Annotated in this window: 15 protein-coding genes; 6 read left to right on the top strand and 9 right to left on the bottom strand. The window is 39.4% G+C overall.

What is annotated here, in order from left to right; translation table 11 throughout:
• Positions 1-41 precede the first annotated feature (41 nt).
• The 4 genes from secA to D0T84_RS05310 all read left to right on the top strand — a co-directional run bounded on the left by secA (position 42) and on the right by D0T84_RS05310 (position 8,806).
• Positions 42-3,359, top strand: coding sequence for a preprotein translocase subunit SecA (gene secA / locus D0T84_RS05295; protein WP_163306729.1), 3,318 nt, complete (start codon positions 42-44; stop codon positions 3,357-3,359).
• Between the two features lie 195 nt (positions 3,360-3,554).
• Positions 3,555-6,155 (top strand): DNA gyrase subunit A, encoded by a 2,601-nt coding sequence (gyrA, locus tag D0T84_RS05300; RefSeq protein ID WP_163306731.1) that lies wholly within the window; start codon positions 3,555-3,557, stop codon positions 6,153-6,155.
• Positions 6,156-6,177: 22 nt separating this feature from the next.
• Positions 6,178-7,470 carry a hypothetical protein gene (locus tag D0T84_RS05305; protein ID WP_163306733.1) on the top strand — a complete coding sequence of 431 codons (1,293 nt, stop codon included), beginning with the start codon at positions 6,178-6,180 and terminating at the stop codon, positions 7,468-7,470.
• Between the two features lie 226 nt (positions 7,471-7,696).
• A complete protein-coding gene (locus tag D0T84_RS05310) occupies positions 7,697-8,806 on the top strand; it encodes a universal stress protein (RefSeq protein ID WP_163306734.1) in 1,110 nt (369 codons plus the stop codon).
• A gap of 87 nt (positions 8,807-8,893) precedes the next feature.
• On the opposite strand, the gene D0T84_RS05315 is transcribed toward D0T84_RS05310, so the two are convergent.
• The 9 genes from D0T84_RS05315 to D0T84_RS05355 form a co-directional block, all read right to left on the bottom strand.
• Positions 8,894-9,802: a hypothetical protein gene (locus tag D0T84_RS05315; protein WP_163306736.1), complete on the bottom strand. Its 909-nt coding sequence runs from the start codon at positions 9,800-9,802 to the stop codon at positions 8,894-8,896.
• On the bottom strand, positions 9,799-10,008 hold the full coding sequence (locus D0T84_RS05320) for a hypothetical protein (protein WP_163306738.1): 210 nt from the start codon (positions 10,006-10,008) through the stop codon (positions 9,799-9,801). The genes D0T84_RS05315 and D0T84_RS05320 overlap by 4 nt, the downstream gene beginning before the upstream one ends.
• Position 10,009: 1 nt before the next feature.
• Positions 10,010-10,153, bottom strand: a complete 144-nt coding sequence (locus D0T84_RS05325; protein ID WP_163306740.1) for a hypothetical protein — start codon at positions 10,151-10,153, stop codon at positions 10,010-10,012.
• A complete protein-coding gene (locus tag D0T84_RS05330; protein WP_163306742.1) occupies positions 10,153-11,127 on the bottom strand; it encodes a hypothetical protein in 975 nt (324 codons plus the stop codon). Before D0T84_RS05330 ends, D0T84_RS05325 begins: the two co-directional genes overlap by 1 nt.
• A 92-nt stretch (positions 11,128-11,219) precedes the next feature.
• Positions 11,220-11,537: a hypothetical protein gene (locus D0T84_RS05335; RefSeq protein WP_163306744.1), complete on the bottom strand. Its 318-nt coding sequence runs from the start codon at positions 11,535-11,537 to the stop codon at positions 11,220-11,222.
• A 6-nt stretch (positions 11,538-11,543) separates the two neighbouring features.
• Positions 11,544-13,628: a major capsid protein gene (locus D0T84_RS05340; RefSeq protein ID WP_163306746.1), complete on the bottom strand. Its 2,085-nt coding sequence runs from the start codon at positions 13,626-13,628 to the stop codon at positions 11,544-11,546.
• Positions 13,625-14,050: an N-acetylmuramoyl-L-alanine amidase gene (locus tag D0T84_RS05345; RefSeq protein ID WP_163306748.1), complete on the bottom strand. Its 426-nt coding sequence runs from the start codon at positions 14,048-14,050 to the stop codon at positions 13,625-13,627. Before D0T84_RS05345 ends, D0T84_RS05340 begins: the two co-directional genes overlap by 4 nt.
• A gap of 6 nt (positions 14,051-14,056) precedes the next feature.
• Positions 14,057-14,359 carry a hypothetical protein gene (locus D0T84_RS05350; protein ID WP_163306750.1) on the bottom strand — a complete coding sequence of 101 codons (303 nt, stop codon included), beginning with the start codon at positions 14,357-14,359 and terminating at the stop codon, positions 14,057-14,059.
• Positions 14,360-14,554: 195 nt separating this feature from the next.
• Entirely contained in the window at positions 14,555-14,806 is a 252-nt protein-coding gene (locus tag D0T84_RS05355; RefSeq protein ID WP_163306752.1) for a hypothetical protein, read from the bottom strand.
• A 208-nt stretch (positions 14,807-15,014) separates the two neighbouring features.
• Here D0T84_RS05355 and meaB point away from each other — a divergent pair, with 208 nt between their 5' ends.
• Both meaB and D0T84_RS05365 read left to right on the top strand, forming a co-directional pair.
• Positions 15,015-16,112, top strand: coding sequence for a methylmalonyl Co-A mutase-associated GTPase MeaB (gene meaB, locus D0T84_RS05360; RefSeq protein WP_163306754.1), 1,098 nt, complete (start codon positions 15,015-15,017; stop codon positions 16,110-16,112).
• Positions 16,113-16,432: 320 nt separating this feature from the next.
• The gene (locus D0T84_RS05365) at positions 16,433-17,395 is read left to right on the top strand and encodes an ROK family protein (protein ID WP_163306756.1); all 963 of its coding nucleotides are present in this window, start codon (positions 16,433-16,435) and stop codon (positions 17,393-17,395) included.
• The last annotated feature ends 165 nt before the right edge of the window (positions 17,396-17,560 follow it).

Raw genomic sequence — 17,560 nt, forward strand, 5'->3', positions numbered from 1 at the left:
AATTTTGAAACATCAAATCTTGAAATAAAAAAAATTAATATATGGGATTCGCAGATATTTTAACATCATTATTCGGAAATAAGTCTCAGAGAGACTTGAAAGAAATAAATCCGTATGTAGAGCGCATTAAGGCCGCATATCCTTCTATCGAACGCCTGACTCATGACGAATTGCGGGCTAAGACCGTAGAAATCAGACAACAGGTTCAGGACTATGTTGCTACAGAAAAGGCAAAGATAGCTGAACTGAAAGCCAGTGTGGAGACTTTAGATATAGATCAGCGTGAAGAAATATGGGCTGAAGTAGATAAACTGGAAAAAGAAATAACCGAAAAATACGAAACGGTATTGGAAGAAGTCCTTCCTGTGGCGTTTTCTATTGTAAAGGAAACAGCACGTCGTTTAACCGAAAATGAAGAAATAGAGGTTACAGCTACAGAATTTGATAAAGAGCTGGCTGAAACACACGATTTTGTCTACATCGATGGAGACAAAGCCTATTATAAGAATCATTGGGTTGCCGGAGGTACAGAGATACAATGGAATATGGTTCATTATGATGTGCAGCTATTCGGCGGTGTGGTACTCCATAAAGGAAAAATAGCTGAAATGGCGACAGGTGAAGGTAAGACATTGGTTGGTACATTGCCTGTATTCCTGAATGCACTGACAGGTAACGGCGTACATGTGGTTACCGTAAATGATTATCTGGCAAAACGTGACTCGGAATGGATGGGGCCTATTTATATGTTCAACGGGTTATCTGTTGACTGTATCGACAAGCATCAGCCAAACTCGGAAGGTCGCCGCAAAGCATATCAGGCAGATATTACCTTTGGTACAAACAATGAGTTCGGTTTCGACTACCTTCGTGACAATATGGCAATCAATCCGTCCGATCTTGTACAACGCAAGCATAATTATGCTATTGTCGACGAGGTCGACTCCGTATTGATTGATGATGCCCGTACGCCATTGATTATATCGGGGCCTATACCTAGGGGCGAACAACAATTATTCGAAGAGTTCCGCCCGCGTGTAGAGATTATCGTAAAAGCGCAGCGCGACCTTTGTACTAAATTGTTAGCAGAAGCCAAAGCAAAAATGGCTTCCGGCGATAAGAAGGAACAGGAAGAAGGTTCACTGTTATTATACCGCTCATTCAAAGGATTACCAAAGAATAAACCGCTCATTAAGTTCTTGAGCGAACCGGGAATTAAAGCCTCGATGTTGAAAACCGAAGAGCACTATATGTCGGAACAGATGCGTAACATGCATATTGTAACCGACGAACTATATTTCACTATAGATGAAAAAAACAACAGTATAGAGCTTACAGACAAGGGTATAGACTTGCTTACAGGTAATTCTGACGACCCGCTATTCTTTGTATTGCCGGATATAGGCGCCCTGCTTTCCGATCTGGAAAATCAGTCGTTGACAGATAGCCAAAAGGCTGAGAAGAAAGATGAGCTGATGCAGAATTATTCAATAAAATCGGAACGTGTACATACCGTAAACCAGTTGCTCAAGGCTTATGCTTTATTTGAAAAAGACGATGAATATGTCGTTATTGATAATAAAGTAATGATTGTAGATGAGCAAACAGGGCGTATTATGGATGGCCGCCGTTATTCAGACGGATTGCATCAGGCTATTGAAGCGAAAGAGCGAGTAAAAGTAGAAGCAGCTACGCAAACATTCGCAACGATTACCTTACAGAACTATTTCCGTATGTACCACAAACTTTCGGGTATGACAGGTACGGCAGAAACAGAAGCAGGCGAGTTGTGGAACATCTACAAACTAGATGTAGTTGTTATCCCTACAAATAAGCCTATCGCACGTAATGACATGAACGACCGTATATATAAAACCAAACGTGAGAAATATACTGCGGTCATTCAGGAAATAGAAAAACTGGTAGCCGAAGGACGCGCTGTACTTGTAGGTACAACATCCGTTGAAATATCAGAATTGCTAGGAAAGATGCTTACCATGCGTAAGATCAAGCATAATGTACTGAATGCCAAGTTGCACCAGCGTGAAGCGGAAGTAGTAGCCCTTGCCGGGCAGCCGGGAGCGGTTACCATCGCTACCAATATGGCAGGTCGTGGTACCGACATTAAGCTGGCGCCAAGTGTTAAAGAAGCAGGAGGATTGGCTATTATCGGTACAGAAAGGCATGAGTCGCGCCGTGTAGACCGCCAGTTGCGTGGTCGTGCCGGACGTCAGGGAGACCCGGGTTCATCGGTGTTCTATATATCATTAGAGGACGACCTGATGCGCCTGTTCGCATCCGAACGTATTGCCGGCATGATGGACCGTATGGGCTTCAAAGAAGGCGAAATGCTTGAGCATAACATGCTTAGCAAGTCGGTAGAAAGAGCGCAGAAAAAAGTTGAAGAAAACAACTTCGGTATACGTAAGCGTTTGCTGGAATACGATGACGTAATGAACTCGCAGCGTGAAGTCGTTTACAAGCGCCGTCGCCATGCTTTGATGGGAGAGCGCATCGGAATTGACATTGTAAATATGCTTTACGATACATCAGTCAATCTGGCAGAACAATACAGTGACAATCTGGATTATGAAGGCCTGAAAATTGACCTGTTAAGGCTGTTTGCTATCGAAGTGCCGTTTGATGAAGCTACGTTCCGCTCTACTAAACCGGAGATTTTGACAGATAAGATATACGAAGCGGCTATTCAGAACTTCAAACATAAAATGGATCGTCTTGCAGAAATAGCGAATCCTGTAATTAAGCAAGTTTATGAAGAACAGGGCGACAAATTTGAAAATATCTTGATCCCTGTTTCCGACGGAAGGCGTGTTTATAATATTTCTTGTAATCTGAAGGAAGCATACGATACCGAATCGAAAGATATCATCAAATCGTTCGAAAAAGCAATTGTATTGCACACTATAGATGAAGAATGGAAAGAGCACCTTCGCGAAATGGATGAGTTGCGCCAGTCTGTACAAAATGCGAGCTATGAGCAAAAAGATCCGCTGTTGATTTACAAACTGGAATCGTTCAACCTGTTCAAATCGATGCTGAATGGCATTAATAACAAGGCTGTTACAATATTGATGCGTGGTCAGATTCCGGTACGCGAACCGGAACAAGTACGTCAGGCAGCCCCTGAGCAAAAAACGGACTATAGCCGCTACCGTACAGAAAAAAATGATGTGGAAACTGAACAACAGCAACAACAAAGACCTCCGATGCCCGGACAAGGTATGGAAAGGCCTAAAGTGACCGCACCTATACAAGTGGATAAAAAACCGGGCAGAAACGACCCTTGTTTCTGTGGCAGCGGCAAAAAATATAAGAATTGTCATGGTAGAAATGAATAAATAAGAAGATTATTATCTGCTCATAAAAATATATGAGAAAAGCCCGATGAACACTAATTTTTCGGGCTTTTTTATGCCTTTATATTTTCTTAATACAAACTAAATTTGTATCTTAGCATGTTTTTTGATTGGCAGAAAAACAACCAAAAAACATACTTTGCAAATAATTGAAAATAATTTTTTTAACTTGAAATAATGGCAGAAGCAGAGGATCGAATTATCAGGATCAATATTGAAGATGAGATGAAGTCGGCTTATATCGACTATTCAATGTCAGTAATTGTTTCCCGTGCATTACCCGATGTGAGAGATGGCTTTAAACCGGTTCACCGCCGTATCCTTTTTGGAATGAGCGAACTTGGTAACGCATCAAATAAACCTCATAAAAAATCAGCGAGAATAGTAGGGGAAGTATTAGGTAAGTACCACCCACATGGTGACTCATCTGTTTATTTCGCGATGGTGCGTATGGCACAGGAGTGGAGCATGCGTTACATGCTGGTAGACGGACAGGGTAACATGGGTAGTGTAGATGGAGACAGTCCTGCGGCCATGCGTTATACAGAAGCCCGTTTGAGTCGTTTAGCCGAAGAAATGCTAAAAGATATTGATAAGGAGACTGTTGATTTCCAGTTAAACTTTGACGATACATTGCAGGAGCCCACAGTGTTGCCTACACGTATCCCAAACCTGCTTATCAATGGTGCTTCGGGTATTGCCGTGGGTATGGCTACGAACATGGCGCCGCACAATATGACCGAAGCTATAGAAGCTATCGTTGCATATATCAACAATAAAGATATTGATACCGAAGGCCTGATGCAATATATTAAAGCCCCCGATTTTCCATCCGGCGGCTTTATTTATGGATATCAGGGCGTGAAGGATGCCTTTGAGACCGGGCGCGGACGTATCGTTATGCGCGGACGTGCCGAAATAGAAACCGAAGGCAACCACGAAAGGATTGTTATTACAGAGATACCTTATCTGGTAAACAAAGCCGAACTAATCAAGCATATAGCTGATTTGGTAGGTGAAAAAAGGCTGGATGGCATCAGCAACGTAAATGACGAATCGGACCGTCAGGGCATGCGCATCGTAGTGGATATCAAGCGGGATGCCAATGCGAATGTAGTACTGAATAAACTGTATAAACTTACAGCATTACAGTCATCATTCAGTGTAAACAATATTGCGCTGGTAGGCGGCCGCCCGAGAACGCTGACGTTGAAGGATATGATATCGTTCTTTGTAGAACATAGGATCGATGTCGTTATCCGCAGGACAACCTATGATTTAAGAAAAGCAGAAGAGCGTGCTCACATATTGGAAGGCCTGATCATAGCCTCTGACAATATCGATGAAGTAATCGCTTTAATCAGGGCTTCCAAATCGCCACAAGAAGCTATTGAGAGCCTCATTAACAGGTTTAACCTGACAGAAATTCAGTCGCGTGCGATCGTTGAAATGCGTCTGCGTCAGCTGACAGGACTGGAGCAGGATAAACTGCGTAACGAATATAATGAAATACAGAAATTGATAGCTTATCTGAACGAAATTCTGTCTAATGAAGAACTTCGCATGCAGGTCATTAAAGACGAATTAATAGAGATAAGGGACAAATATGGAGATGCACGCCGTACAGAGATAGTATATGCATCGGAAGAACTCAATCCCGAAGATTTCTATGCTAACGATGAGATGATTATTACTGTGTCTCATTTCGGCTACATCAAGCGTACCCCATTAACTGAGTTCAGGGCTCAAAACAGGGGTGGAGTAGGGGCTAAAGGCTCTGAAACACGCGATGCGGACTTTATTGAGCATATTTACCCGGCATCAATGCACAACTATATATTACTGTTTACCCAAAAAGGTAAATGTTACTGGTTGCGTGTGTTTGATATCCCGGAAGGTACTAAAAATTCGAAAGGACGTGCTATACAGAATCTGTTAAATATTGATTCCGATGATAAAGTTACGGCATTTATACGTGTCAGAGGATTTAGCGATACAGATTTCATTAACAGTCACTACCTGGTGTTCTGTACCAAACAGGGTGTTATTAAAAAGACAAGCCTTGAAGCATATTCCCGCCCACGTCAGAACGGAGTGAACGCTATCACGATACGCGAAGACGATAAAGTTATCGAAGTGTTGATGACAGATGGCGAAAGTGAAATCCTTATGGCTAACCGTAACGGGCGCGCGATCCGCTTTAACGAACAAGACGTGCGTGTTATGGGACGTACAGCTACAGGTGTACGCGGAATGCGTATCGATGAAGACGGACAGGACGAAGTGATGGGAATGCTGGCCATGTCTAAAGAGGCTCAGAAAACAAATACGATTATGGTCGTTTCCGAGCAGGGATACGGAAAACGTACCAACCTGAATGATAAAGACGATGAAGGAAATGAAATTCTCGATGAAAACGGCAATATTGTTCCTGTATATCGTATTACCAGCAGAGGCGGAAAAGGTGTTAAGACTCTGAATATTACCGAGAAGACTGGAAAACTGGTTTCTATAAATAGTGTTACAGACGACAACGATTTAATGATAATTAACAAGTCTGGTATTACTATTCGTTTAAAAGTTTCAGATATTCGCACAATGGGAAGAGCAACCCAGGGAGTAAGACTTATCAATCTGGGCAAACGTAATGATGAGATAGCCTCTGTTTGTAAAGTAGATTCTGAAAACGAAGAAGAAAATATACTTGAAATAGAAGGAGATAACAATTTGGAAAATCCGGATCTGGATAATAACTTGAATGAAGAAATAAATAATTGAAATATGAACTAAATCAATAATTATGAAACGAACTTTATTAGTTATAACATTATGTATTTTTGCAGGGTTCTCTTTTGCGCAGAAAAAAGCGGTAAAAGATGCAAAATCTGCAATGAAAAACATTGATGAAGCAAGAGAGTTAATTAAACCTGCTCTGACAGACCCTGAGACTGCAAACGACCCTGAAACATGGAAATTAGCAGGAGATATTGAATATAAGGCATTTGATGATGAACGTACATTAGAGATGCAAAAAGAAATTACCGGTAAAGGTGGTAATGAAGAAAAAATGTATGTTGGATTATATAACATGTATGATCCGTACATTAAAGCAGATGAATTGGGTGAAATGCCTAATGAAAAAGGCCAGATAAAGAATAAGGTTAGAAAAGATATCGTTAAAAACATGAGGGACGGCCATAGATTCTATATCAATGGAGGTGTATATTATAATGATAAACAAGACTATAAGAGAGCTGCTGATTTCTTCGAAAGATATTGGGAACTTCCTTTATTGAGTATGTTCGATGACACTAAAGGTGACTTCAATACTCAGGATAGTATTTATCAAACGATTAAATATTACGCGGTAATCAGTTCTATCCAATCAAGAGACCATGACCGTTCTATCAAACTGTTGAACAAGTTGATATCAGAGCCATATATCCAGAACAGCACATACAAAGAAAGTGACGCTTATGAACTACTGGCTAGTGAATATCAACAAATAGATGATAGCCTTGCTTTTGTTAAGACCCTGAATGAAGGTGCTAGCAGATTCCCTGGTAACAAGTATTTTACGCCTAACTTGATTAACGAATTCATCAAAGGTGGAAGAACTACTGAAGCTATGGCATATCTGGATCAGGCTATAGCTAACGACCCAAGCAATACATGTGAATTGATGGGAGTGAAGGCATCACTCTATGCAGAACAAAAAGATTATGCCAATGCAGAACCTGCATACCTGAAAGCTATATCTGTTGACGGTAATTGCGAAAAAGCCCTTGAAGGACTTGGAGTATTGTATATATTACAAGCTCAGGACCTTAAAGAAAAAGCAGGACAAACCAGCAGTAGAAGCGAACAGGCTCAGTATGACAAGCAAACAGCTGATTTCTATCAGAAATCATTGCCTTATCTTGAAAAATACAGAGACTTGCTAAAAGCCAGAAATGCAGACTTTGATATCGATATCAAACCGGCGTTGATGAAATTGCAGAACGTATATTACAATCTCAGTTTATTAAACATCGACAAATCGGCTGAATACGAAGCAGTTCAAAACGAACTGGGTATTTCGGACAAGCAATAATCAGTAGAAACGACCAAAACATATAGGACCTCCCGGTATTCGCTTAGAGTATCGGGAGGTTTTGTTATATAATAGCATGACTGTATGAATAATGTAAAATAAGTAAAAGCTTCTTTCTTCCTGTTAAAATATATTCATTTTTAAGACAAAACAATAGATTGTTTTAGTAAATTTGTTAGAGAAGGTACAGGATATAGAATTTTGTAATCAACAAAAATATACGATCATGGAAGAAGATAAACTAATAACCATAGCCATACATACACCTGAGAAAGCTTTCATTTTAAAGCAAACTCTTAAGGGAAAAGGTATTGAGTCGCATTTGGTAAACGTTTCCGAAACAGAAGGGGATACATCAAAAGGTTTAGCTGTACGCATAGAAAGTAAAGACTTGCTGAATGCGATATCTGTCATTGAAAACGAACGGCTGTTCAGGTACGATGACGAGAAAATTTATAAAATAGACGACGGCCGCAAGCGTATACTGGTAGCAGTCGATTTTTCCGATTATTCGCTCAAAGCATGTCGTGTAGCATTTACTGTGGCTCAACAGACAAATGCCAAGGTTAAAATACTGCATGTATACAGAGTGCATTTTCCTATTACATTTCCGTTTGCCGATACGTTAAACAAAGACGACGAAGGTGATGTATTAAGCGTTGCGAGAAGGAAAATGCTCAATTTTTGCGATGAAATCGACAGGAAAATAACAGAAAAAGAATTACCGTCCGTCAATTACTCTTACTCGCTCAGGGAAGGGCTGGTTGAAGAAGAAATAGAGAATTTTGTCGAAGAATACAAGCCTTTTCTGCTAGTGTTGGGTACTAAGGGGCAAAGTAACAATAAAAGAAATGTACTTGGTAATGTTACAGCCGACATCATTGAGATGACAAGTGTCCCTGTAATGGCAGTTCCTGAAAATTATATTATCAGGAATATCACTGATATTCAAAACATTGCTTTCCTTACAAATTTTCAGAAAAGAGATTTGGATGCCTTTGACTTTTTGGTAAATGTACTGAAACCATATCCTAATGTAAATATTACATTAACGCATGTGAACGTTATCAGTAAAAAAGACGAGAAGTGGTCTGAAGCGGAATTGTCTGAAATGCAAAAATATTTCAATAATAAATATCCTGAATTCAATGTTGGTTATAAACTGATCGACGGACCGGATATGGCTCAAGCTATCAACGAATTTATAGAGAAAGAAAAAATTAATATAGTTATGCTTAACTCAAAACGCAGGAATCTTTTCGGCCGCATCTTTTTGCCAAGCATATCCCGTAAGGTTTTGATTAATTCGAATGTCATTTTACTTATTTTCAGATAAAGCTAGTTTTATAAATTAAGCTTTAAATAAGCAGTTGTAATGACTGCTTATTTTTATTGTATGTTTGTTATATAATTACTATTAAGTTCACAAATTTCTTAAGCTATTTAAATATTTTTTAACATCCCATTCCTCCTTTTTTTTTGGCTTCGGATACCCCAGTTTTTCGCTTTTTTGTTGATAAAATTTAAGAGTGTTCTCATAATTCTGTAATTCTTCGTAAGTTTTAAAAGGCATTCGCTCCCCCCCTACCCATCGTTCTTGCTTGTTTAATTTGTTTATCCAAAGTTCCTCGCGCTCTTCTTCGTTGTATATTTTATTGCGATAGTAGATGGGGAGACTCGCTTTCATTCCATTCTTAAACCTGTAGGCTTCGTCTGTATCTTCTCCTTTAAACTTATTGTTCTTGGAGTCTATTCTATTGATGTAGTTCCTTCCAATTCCGCTACTTGTTAATACCTTCGGTTTATACTCTGGATGGTCGCCGTCTGCCTTGTGTACGTACTTGATTATATAATTTATTGTTCGTTCGTTTACGTAATCACCTACCCATACATAACCATACTGCCAGATTAGTTCAATATCTTCCTTTTTATCGGTAAATATTATCCCGTGTAGATGTATGCGCTCTGTTCCATTATGCCCCAATTCGGTTACTAACCAATGTTTAACGCTCTTCTTGTGTTTTTTTCTCCACCTTTCGAGAAATCTCCTGACTGCCAGTGTTGCTATATCATTCTCTTCTATCGTATCACCTTCTATAGATTGTCTTAGTTCTTCAAGTGATTCTTCGCTGAAGGTTAATGTTACAAACTTCCCCGTTCCATCGGTCTTAATCTCTTCTGACATTCTTATCTGCCAGTCTCTCGCCTTCGCCTTCATGCATTCCATACAACAACCACAGGCTACTGCTACATACTTAACCCTTTTATCCAACAATGGCGGGATCTTCCCGCCATTCTTTTTAGTCGCTGTATACTTTTTATTCTTGATCATTCTCGGATACAAGCACATTTTATCTTCTTCTTTAGTTCGTTTAATTTTTTAACTCTTGGTTCTTTTGCGTTCTTGGTTGCATCTATTAAGGTCATATCGTTTATTACTGCTTTCCATTTCTTGCCCGTATTGGGACTGGTATATATAACTTCATATAAACCGTACTTCATTATATTGAATTCGAAATCTCTGATTGATGTACTCATATTAATCTCTCCTCCATATTTTCCTGATTATCCATACTAGTACCGCTATCGGTATTATTATCATTGCGCAGAATGCAATCCATATTATTATTGCTACCAATAACTCTCCTGTTCCTGCGTTTCCTAAGAATAATAATTCATTCATTACTTTAAAGTTTTATCTATAATTTCACCTTCTCCCAGTAGCTTAGTTAATAGTTCTTTTAAAAAGACACCCGTTAATTTATCTGTTCCTATTCTTGATTGCTCCAGTCTTTGAGCAGCATCATTTATTATAGCATTTTTCTGGTTGGTGTCTGCATTCTTCCAATCTATTGCTACTCTCTGCCATTCTTGTGCTATCTTCTGTTGGATACTCTCTCTCTGCGCTTCATTTACATTTATATTCGCACGCTTCAATTCATTATTCAACTCCTTACCTGCCATCTCGTGACGTATACCTACTATCGTATCGTTCATCGTCTCTTCGGTAATCTGATTACTATTCTTCATCTGTCTTACCTCTTCTGCTAATTTCTCTATGTTCGCATTACTGTGTTTAATTTCTTGTTTAATTTTTTGAATTCTCTGTAATCCTTCCTGTGTATCCACTCCGCTCGTCTTACCTGCGTCCGCCTTATTCTTCTCGGCAATACTTTCATTAACAGCTATCTCACTTTCGGTCTTCTGTTCTTGTAACGCTATCTGTCTACGTTGTATTGCCATCCCTTCGCGTTCTGCCATGTTAGCTGCTTGTCCGCCTGCTACCCCTGCTGCTGCCGAACTCCCCGCCGTAGTCCCGCCACCAGTGCCACTTAACCCATACGCCAATGCAGGATTTAATCCCGCCTTCTTGAGTTCTGCCACTTGGGCACTTGCAGTATTCTTGTTGTATGTATAATCATACATTTCTTTTTGCAACCCGTGTGTAAAGGTAGCGTTTTCTTGATTAAGTCGCTGTTGGTAATCCATTAATTTCTGTTGATCTTCCAGTGATCCTGCTCTTGCTCCCTTACTACCGCCACCGAACAGTCCCATTACTCCGTCCGCTACCATTCCCCCGAGACCTCCTGTTGCAGCGTTTAGTGCTGCCTTACCAATTCCTCCTAATACCTTACCGATTCCTCCGAATATTCCCATAATTTTTCGCGCTTTTTTTTTAAAAAGCGATACACATATACTTGATAATATAGAGCACATGCGTACCGCTCGCGTTAATAATTTCTTAATTGTTAATTAGTCTCTTGATTATTAGTACCTTGTGCTGACTCGTTCTCTGACGACTTAGGAGTTTCAACTACTAGTGATCTTCGTTGAGCAATCTTGCTTCCGCTTACTACGTCCATTGCTTCAATAGCTAGATTAAACCTATCTGTCCTTATATCAAATTCAGGTCTAACACCTTCACTTCTAGGTTGATATATGATTGGAGATACATCTTCAATCGGTTCCTTGTTATTCACGACTCTGTCCATCTTAGTCTCAATAGTCTCTCCTTCCAAACTTCTGTTAGCTGAAAGCTTGGAACGTTTAATTTTTATTCTTTTCATAATTAGTTATAAATTAGGGATTTGTCTTGCTGATACCTTTCTTCTCGCCTTAATATCTACGTTTATCTGTACCCAGAAGTTCTGTGCCGCCAGTTCTTCTACCGCAAACGTATGGTTAAATTTGGTCGGGTCTATATACGTTGTTAAGTCCTTGATAGTCTTCAATTCTGGATCTGGTTGATAATTCCGATTCAATGTCATCCACATCTCATTATTCTCTCGCGCGAATGTTCCGTAACATTGGTTTACGTTTGTCATGTAATTAATCCATGCTGGAACCTTCCCCGCCGACTTATATGTAGGATTACCATTCTTGTCTCTCCTAACATCCCATGCTGCCATCTGTTCTGTAATAAGATCCTGAAACCCTATTGTATCTAACGCTGGTTTATGCAAGTTGTCCATTGTCTTCAAGTTCACATCCCACTTATTGCCCTGACTGTAGTCTAATCTTGGTGTTAAACTTACTATTCCTATTGCATAACATGGTTCTGAGGGTGAAGACATAACAATCTTACCTCCCTTCACTTGCCTGCTTAATATACCCTTGCCTGCCAAGCTTCCTAACGGTGCGCCTTCCGATGCACTATTACTTACTACTTCTTGGAATATAACCTCTTGACTTAATCCGCCTTGATATATCGGTGTCTCTGACATTCCGTGTACTTTCTGACCATATACTGTTTCGATATAATCGTAATAAGTACCACCGCTTACCGCTATACGATTTAGCATGTTATATACCTTCTGTGCAAGATTTAAAGCATCCATTCGTAGCATTCCATCGCTGATATCTATTGCGCTCAATTCTGCTACCCCGTTGACTCCATCGATGAATTCACTTGATAGCCAATTGTTGTACAGATCTGATTGATACGTCTTGATCGCTAATCCGCTCATCGCTGTGTAACTCGCTGACCTTACCTTGTATCCCTTAACATCGTCTTCTTCTGTTTTAATTAAGTTCAAAGGTGTACCGTATGGCGCATATGTTTGATAATCAATCTTGAACGGTTCTGTATTCTTGATAGCTGCTAAGATATCTTCCCTCATATTATCAATGTTCTCTAGCGGAAAACTCTTAATTTCTATATTCTCGCCTTCTAACATAATCTCGCTAATCTCGTTCATTAGCCCCACATTTAATATGTGATATCCTCCTATGTTACCTATTCCGTGTTTCTCTACAACCAACTTCGTGCATTCTCTATCAGTGCCAACTTGTTCCTTTACTAATGTTCCGTAGCGCGCTGTAAGTGTTGCTAAATCTGTAATATTAGAATTCGATTGAGGAAAGTTCTCCTTAGCAACGATCATTATGTTGTCAACATCGAATGTATCACCCTCTATTATTGGCGTGATTGTCATTGTATTGTAGAATCCCACTTCTGTCGATTGAAAGAATAATACTCCATTCGTTGAAGGAAGCTTCACGCTATCCCCTGTCACTGGGTTACTTATTATTACCTGTGTTATTCTATCCGTCATTGGCGCAGGGGCTACCATCATCCCAATCTCTTCTTGCTTATTGGCGTAATAATTCTTATAGATATCCCAGTAGGCTAGGTAAGGAATGGCGTTAAATTCTGCTGTAATCAATCCGTTGTCGCTATCTTCATCGTTTGCATACCCTATACCTCTAATCCCTAGATATGCCAGTAATGATGAGGGATTGATCTGTTGTACGTCTATCGGCTCTTTCTCCGACTCCCAATCGATGTTATTAGCCTGAATCTTCAATTGAGGTAACTTGATAGTGTTCATCTTCATCCCAATCCCAAGCTTGTTATTGTGTAATTGCGCTTGATATAACCTTATTGGTACGAGATATACGTCCAATTGCAACTTGAATGATCCGAATAGGGGCCCTACTGTAGGATGTGTTAATACTTGATTGTCCGTTAAGTCTATATCAAACGTGTCACCTGGTAACATGAGTTCGCACATGAATGGAACTAATGTACCTGCTGTCATACTACTTCTCCATACATAGTCTAGAGCGTGGTTGCTGCGCTCATAATTGTGCATGGATTGCTTCATCTTATTGCCTGACCCTATTCGGTCACCGCCTATTGTTTTCGTGATACTCATAACTTATTGTTATTTAAATGTTTGTATTCTTCTCTTACTTCGAAACATGGGCATGATTTCTGCGCCCCCGTATCTCTATGTCCTATTATCTCCGCCTCGGGATACCTAACCTTTAAATCGTACAGTAATGCTGTTAAGGCTGATTTCTGTTGGAGCGTCCTAGTATCCTTAGCTTCCCCATTCTTACCCAATCCACCAATATAACATATTCCAATTGAGTTCTTATTCCATCCGAATGCGTGTGCTCCAATTTCCTCTTCACTCCTGCCCTTCCTTATCTTCCCGTCTAATTCTATGACGTAATGATAACCGCATTTCTTCCAACCTAAATTCTTGTGCCATACGTCAATATCTTCTATCTTATACGGCCTTCCTTCCTTCGTAGCGCTGGCATGTATTATTATATGCTTGATCTCTCTCATTGTTTTTTAATTCCGATTGTTGATCTCCGCTTGCATAGCTACTCCTGCTGTCAATATTAATTGCCAGTCCTTATTATCAATAGCTTCCCTTGCTTCATCTTCACATGTGTATATACCGAGTATATTATTGCCCATCGTCACGTAAGTAACATACTCATTCACCACAATATTGAACGGTAATCCTTCTACCTTCTTAATATTACCATTCGATTCCGAGTTGTCTTGATTCTCTTGCGGAGTAAATTGTCGTGAGTCTGTACTCTCCTGCTCCAATTCTTGTCCATTTCTTACTGATGAATTTAATTTCATAATTTTTCTTATTTAATTTGTTGATGTCTAAAACTTCCCCAGTTTCTATGTCTACATATATTGTCTCGAACTTATTCATACATGCGTGTCCTTATATGTTCATCTAATAGATAAAGGAATATTCTTTAAATTTTTAAATTAATAAATAACGAGGCTGTCGCCCCGTTATTCGCTTATTCTTCTGGTTTATCGTTTTCAGATTTTTTTTCCCTCAGTTTTTCGATTATCGGGAATACTGTTACTATTATCTCTACCGCTGTTCGCAGTATCTTCCACCACATTTTTAACACCTCCTTTCTCTCTGTATATCATTATTATTGAATTTTCGAGTTCGGTTTTTGAAACCTCCTCAATTACATCATTTAAGTTTACGATCGTTTTTTCTGACACGTTGAGTAACCGTTCCTTCTTACCAATTACTACACTTAAGTAATTTCTTTTTTTCATAATTTAACTGTTATAAATTGTACATTATGTTTAGTTTAGGTCTATACCTCCCCAAACCCGTATACAATGTTACATAATTACTATTATGTTTAATTATAGTTTAGAAGATCTTAATAAACACTATTCAGACCCTAGCCTTTCGTTTTTTTAGTATATTTACATCTGAATTCAAATTTCATACATTTATCTATTATAAAGAGAGAATTTTATGGAACATTTTGAAAACGATGAGCAGTTTCAGGGATTACGGGTTAATAAAGGCACATCTGAACAACCGACAGTAAATCCTTACCTGAGTAATTTCAAAAAATTTAAACGTAAAGTCTATACAATTTCCGAATATATTGAAGGTATTCGCAAAGGCGATATAACGGTTCTCGGTCAGGCCGTTACACTTATAGAAAGTTCGAAACCTGAACATCAGGCTATAGCGCAGGAAGTAATAGAGAAATGTCTGCCTTATACAGGAGATTCTATCCGTATAGGAATTACAGGCGTTCCAGGTGCAGGCAAAAGCACATCTATAGATGCTTTTGGTATGCATATCCTTAAGCAAAACAACAAATTAGCCGTTTTAGCTATAGATCCGTCCAGCGAATTATCCAAAGGCAGTATTCTTGGGGATAAAACCCGTATGGAACGTTTATCTGTCGAAAGAAACGCATTCATCCGCCCCTCTCCTTCTGCCGGATCTTTAGGCGGTGTCGCGCGCAAAACGCGTGAGACTATCATCTTGTGCGAAGCAGCCGGATTTAACCGTATAATTGTAGAAACAGTCGGTGTTGGGCAGTCTGAAACAGCTGTACACTCCATGGTAGACTTTTTCCTGCTTATACAGCTAGCCGGAACAGGCGATGAACTGCAAGGTATAAAACGGGGCATTATGGAAATGGCTGATGGAATCGTCATAAATAAAGCCGATGGCAACAATATAGAAAAAGCACGTCTGGCTCAGTCCCATTTTCAGAATGCGTTACACTTGTTTCCGCTACCGGAATCGGGTTGGACACCTAAAGTACTGACATATTCGGGCTATTATGAAATTGGTATTGATGAAGTATGGAATATGATCGATGAATACATCGATTTTGTAAAAAAGAACGGATATTTTGACCATAGACGAAACGACCAGTCACGCTACTGGATGTATGAAACTATAAATGAAAGGTTGAAAAATGACTTCTACAATAATGCAGCTGTGCAGAAAGAATTAAAAATATGTGAGCAGCAGGTATTAAATTCTCAGATAAGCTCTTTTGCTGCAGCGAATAAGGCTTTGGAGGTTTTTCAAAAACAGGAAAAATAAAACTGTACCATTTGTTTGAAAAAGACACATTATTGCTGATTTATAACTAAATATTTTGTCAGAAATAATTATATTTGTAAGCTTTATCTCAGAGTTTGTTTAAATTTTAGCGAAAATTTCTATTATAGGCTCTGACAACTTATCCTTAGCTACTTTTTAATGCTCTTTTTACCGTATTTTTTCCTTTTTCTTTTGATTTAGCCCGCTAAATCTACAAGAAAAAAAATACATCTAAAAATAGCGATAAAAAAGTTTACTATAAAACTTAAACAGGCTCTTAGAAATAATTTCATTGTTGAATTAACATTAATATATAAATCATGGAAAAACCATATGCTATTGGAATTGATATCGGTGGAACCAATTCTGTTTTTGGTGTTGTAGACAAACGTGGGCACATCATAAACCAGGGTTCTATCAAAACTGGGTCTTATAAAGAAATCAATGATTACGTTAACTATCTATCCGAAGGAGTTCAGGAAATAATAGACCAGGTTGGCGGATCCGGTAATATAAAAGGAATTGGAGTTGGTGCTCCTAACGGGAATTACTTCACCGGTTGTATCGAATTTGCACCGAATCTTCCATGGAAAGGCGTTATTCCGTTGGCTCAAATGTTAACAGACAAATTGAATATACCCGTTGCCCTCACAAATGACGCCAATGCCGCGGCTATTGGAGAAATGACTTACGGCGCAGCCCGTGGTATGAAAGATTTTATCGTTATCACGTTAGGTACAGGTGTTGGTAGCGGTATTGTTGTTAATGGCCAGCTAGTATACGGGCACGATGGTTTTGCCGGAGAACTGGGACATACTACCATTATTCGCGAAGGACGTTTGTGCGGATGCGGAAAAAAAGGATGCCTCGAAACTTATAGTTCGGCCACAGGAGTTGCGCGTACAGCCAGGGAATTCCTCGAAACAAGGAAAGATGCCAGCTTGCTCAGAGAACTAGAATCTAGTGAAATTACATCGAAGGATGTGTATGATGCGGCCGAGAAAGGCGATGATCTAGCTAAAGAAATATTCCAGTTTACAGGACAGATGCTGGGCGAAGCTTTTGCAGACTTTGTCGCATTTTCGAGCCCTGAAGCCATCATTTTATTCGGTGGCCTGACTAAGTCAGGTAAATTTATTTTCGATCCTATCCGTAAACACATGGAGGAAAATATGTTGCCAATATACCGTAATAAGATAAAACTATTAATGTCTGAACTGAAAGAAAGTGACGCGGCCGTACTCGGAGCTAGTGCTTTGGGTTGGGAAGTAAAAGACTATTAATAATTTGCAATAAAAAATCTGACACACATTAATATCAACAGCTTGTATTTTACGAATTACAAGCTGTTTTTTTTAGTTCGCCCAGCATGGGTGTATTCTAATGGGTGCAAGTCCCTCACACGCCCTAACAACGGGAAGTGTCTAGCCTTGAGCAAGGGTGTCCTT

It is taken from the genome of Dysgonomonas sp. 521 (assembly GCF_010501055.1).
Lineage (GTDB): Bacteria > Bacteroidota > Bacteroidia > Bacteroidales > Dysgonomonadaceae > Dysgonomonas.

Excerpts from the sequence above, each read along its gene's own strand:
- secA (WP_163306729.1), top strand. The coding sequence starts at position 42 with ATGGGATTCGCAGATATTTTAACATCATTATTCGGAAATAAGTCTCAG.
- gyrA (WP_163306731.1), top strand. The coding sequence starts at position 3,555 with ATGGCAGAAGCAGAGGATCGAATTATCAGGATCAATATTGAAGATGAG.
- D0T84_RS05305 (WP_163306733.1), top strand. The coding sequence starts at position 6,178 with ATGAAACGAACTTTATTAGTTATAACATTATGTATTTTTGCAGGGTTC.
- D0T84_RS05310 (WP_163306734.1), top strand. The coding sequence starts at position 7,697 with ATGGAAGAAGATAAACTAATAACCATAGCCATACATACACCTGAGAAA.
- D0T84_RS05315 (WP_163306736.1), bottom strand. The coding sequence starts at position 9,802 with ATGATCAAGAATAAAAAGTATACAGCGACTAAAAAGAATGGCGGGAAG.
- D0T84_RS05320 (WP_163306738.1), bottom strand. The coding sequence starts at position 10,008 with ATGAGTACATCAATCAGAGATTTCGAATTCAATATAATGAAGTACGGT.
- D0T84_RS05325 (WP_163306740.1), bottom strand. The coding sequence starts at position 10,153 with ATGAATGAATTATTATTCTTAGGAAACGCAGGAACAGGAGAGTTATTG.
- D0T84_RS05330 (WP_163306742.1), bottom strand. The coding sequence starts at position 11,127 with ATGGGAATATTCGGAGGAATCGGTAAGGTATTAGGAGGAATTGGTAAG.
- D0T84_RS05335 (WP_163306744.1), bottom strand. The coding sequence starts at position 11,537 with ATGAAAAGAATAAAAATTAAACGTTCCAAGCTTTCAGCTAACAGAAGT.
- D0T84_RS05340 (WP_163306746.1), bottom strand. The coding sequence starts at position 13,628 with ATGAGTATCACGAAAACAATAGGCGGTGACCGAATAGGGTCAGGCAAT.
- D0T84_RS05345 (WP_163306748.1), bottom strand. The coding sequence starts at position 14,050 with ATGAGAGAGATCAAGCATATAATAATACATGCCAGCGCTACGAAGGAA.
- D0T84_RS05350 (WP_163306750.1), bottom strand. The coding sequence starts at position 14,359 with ATGAAATTAAATTCATCAGTAAGAAATGGACAAGAATTGGAGCAGGAG.
- D0T84_RS05355 (WP_163306752.1), bottom strand. The coding sequence starts at position 14,806 with ATGAAAAAAAGAAATTACTTAAGTGTAGTAATTGGTAAGAAGGAACGG.
- meaB (WP_163306754.1), top strand. The coding sequence starts at position 15,015 with ATGGAACATTTTGAAAACGATGAGCAGTTTCAGGGATTACGGGTTAAT.
- D0T84_RS05365 (WP_163306756.1), top strand. The coding sequence starts at position 16,433 with ATGGAAAAACCATATGCTATTGGAATTGATATCGGTGGAACCAATTCT.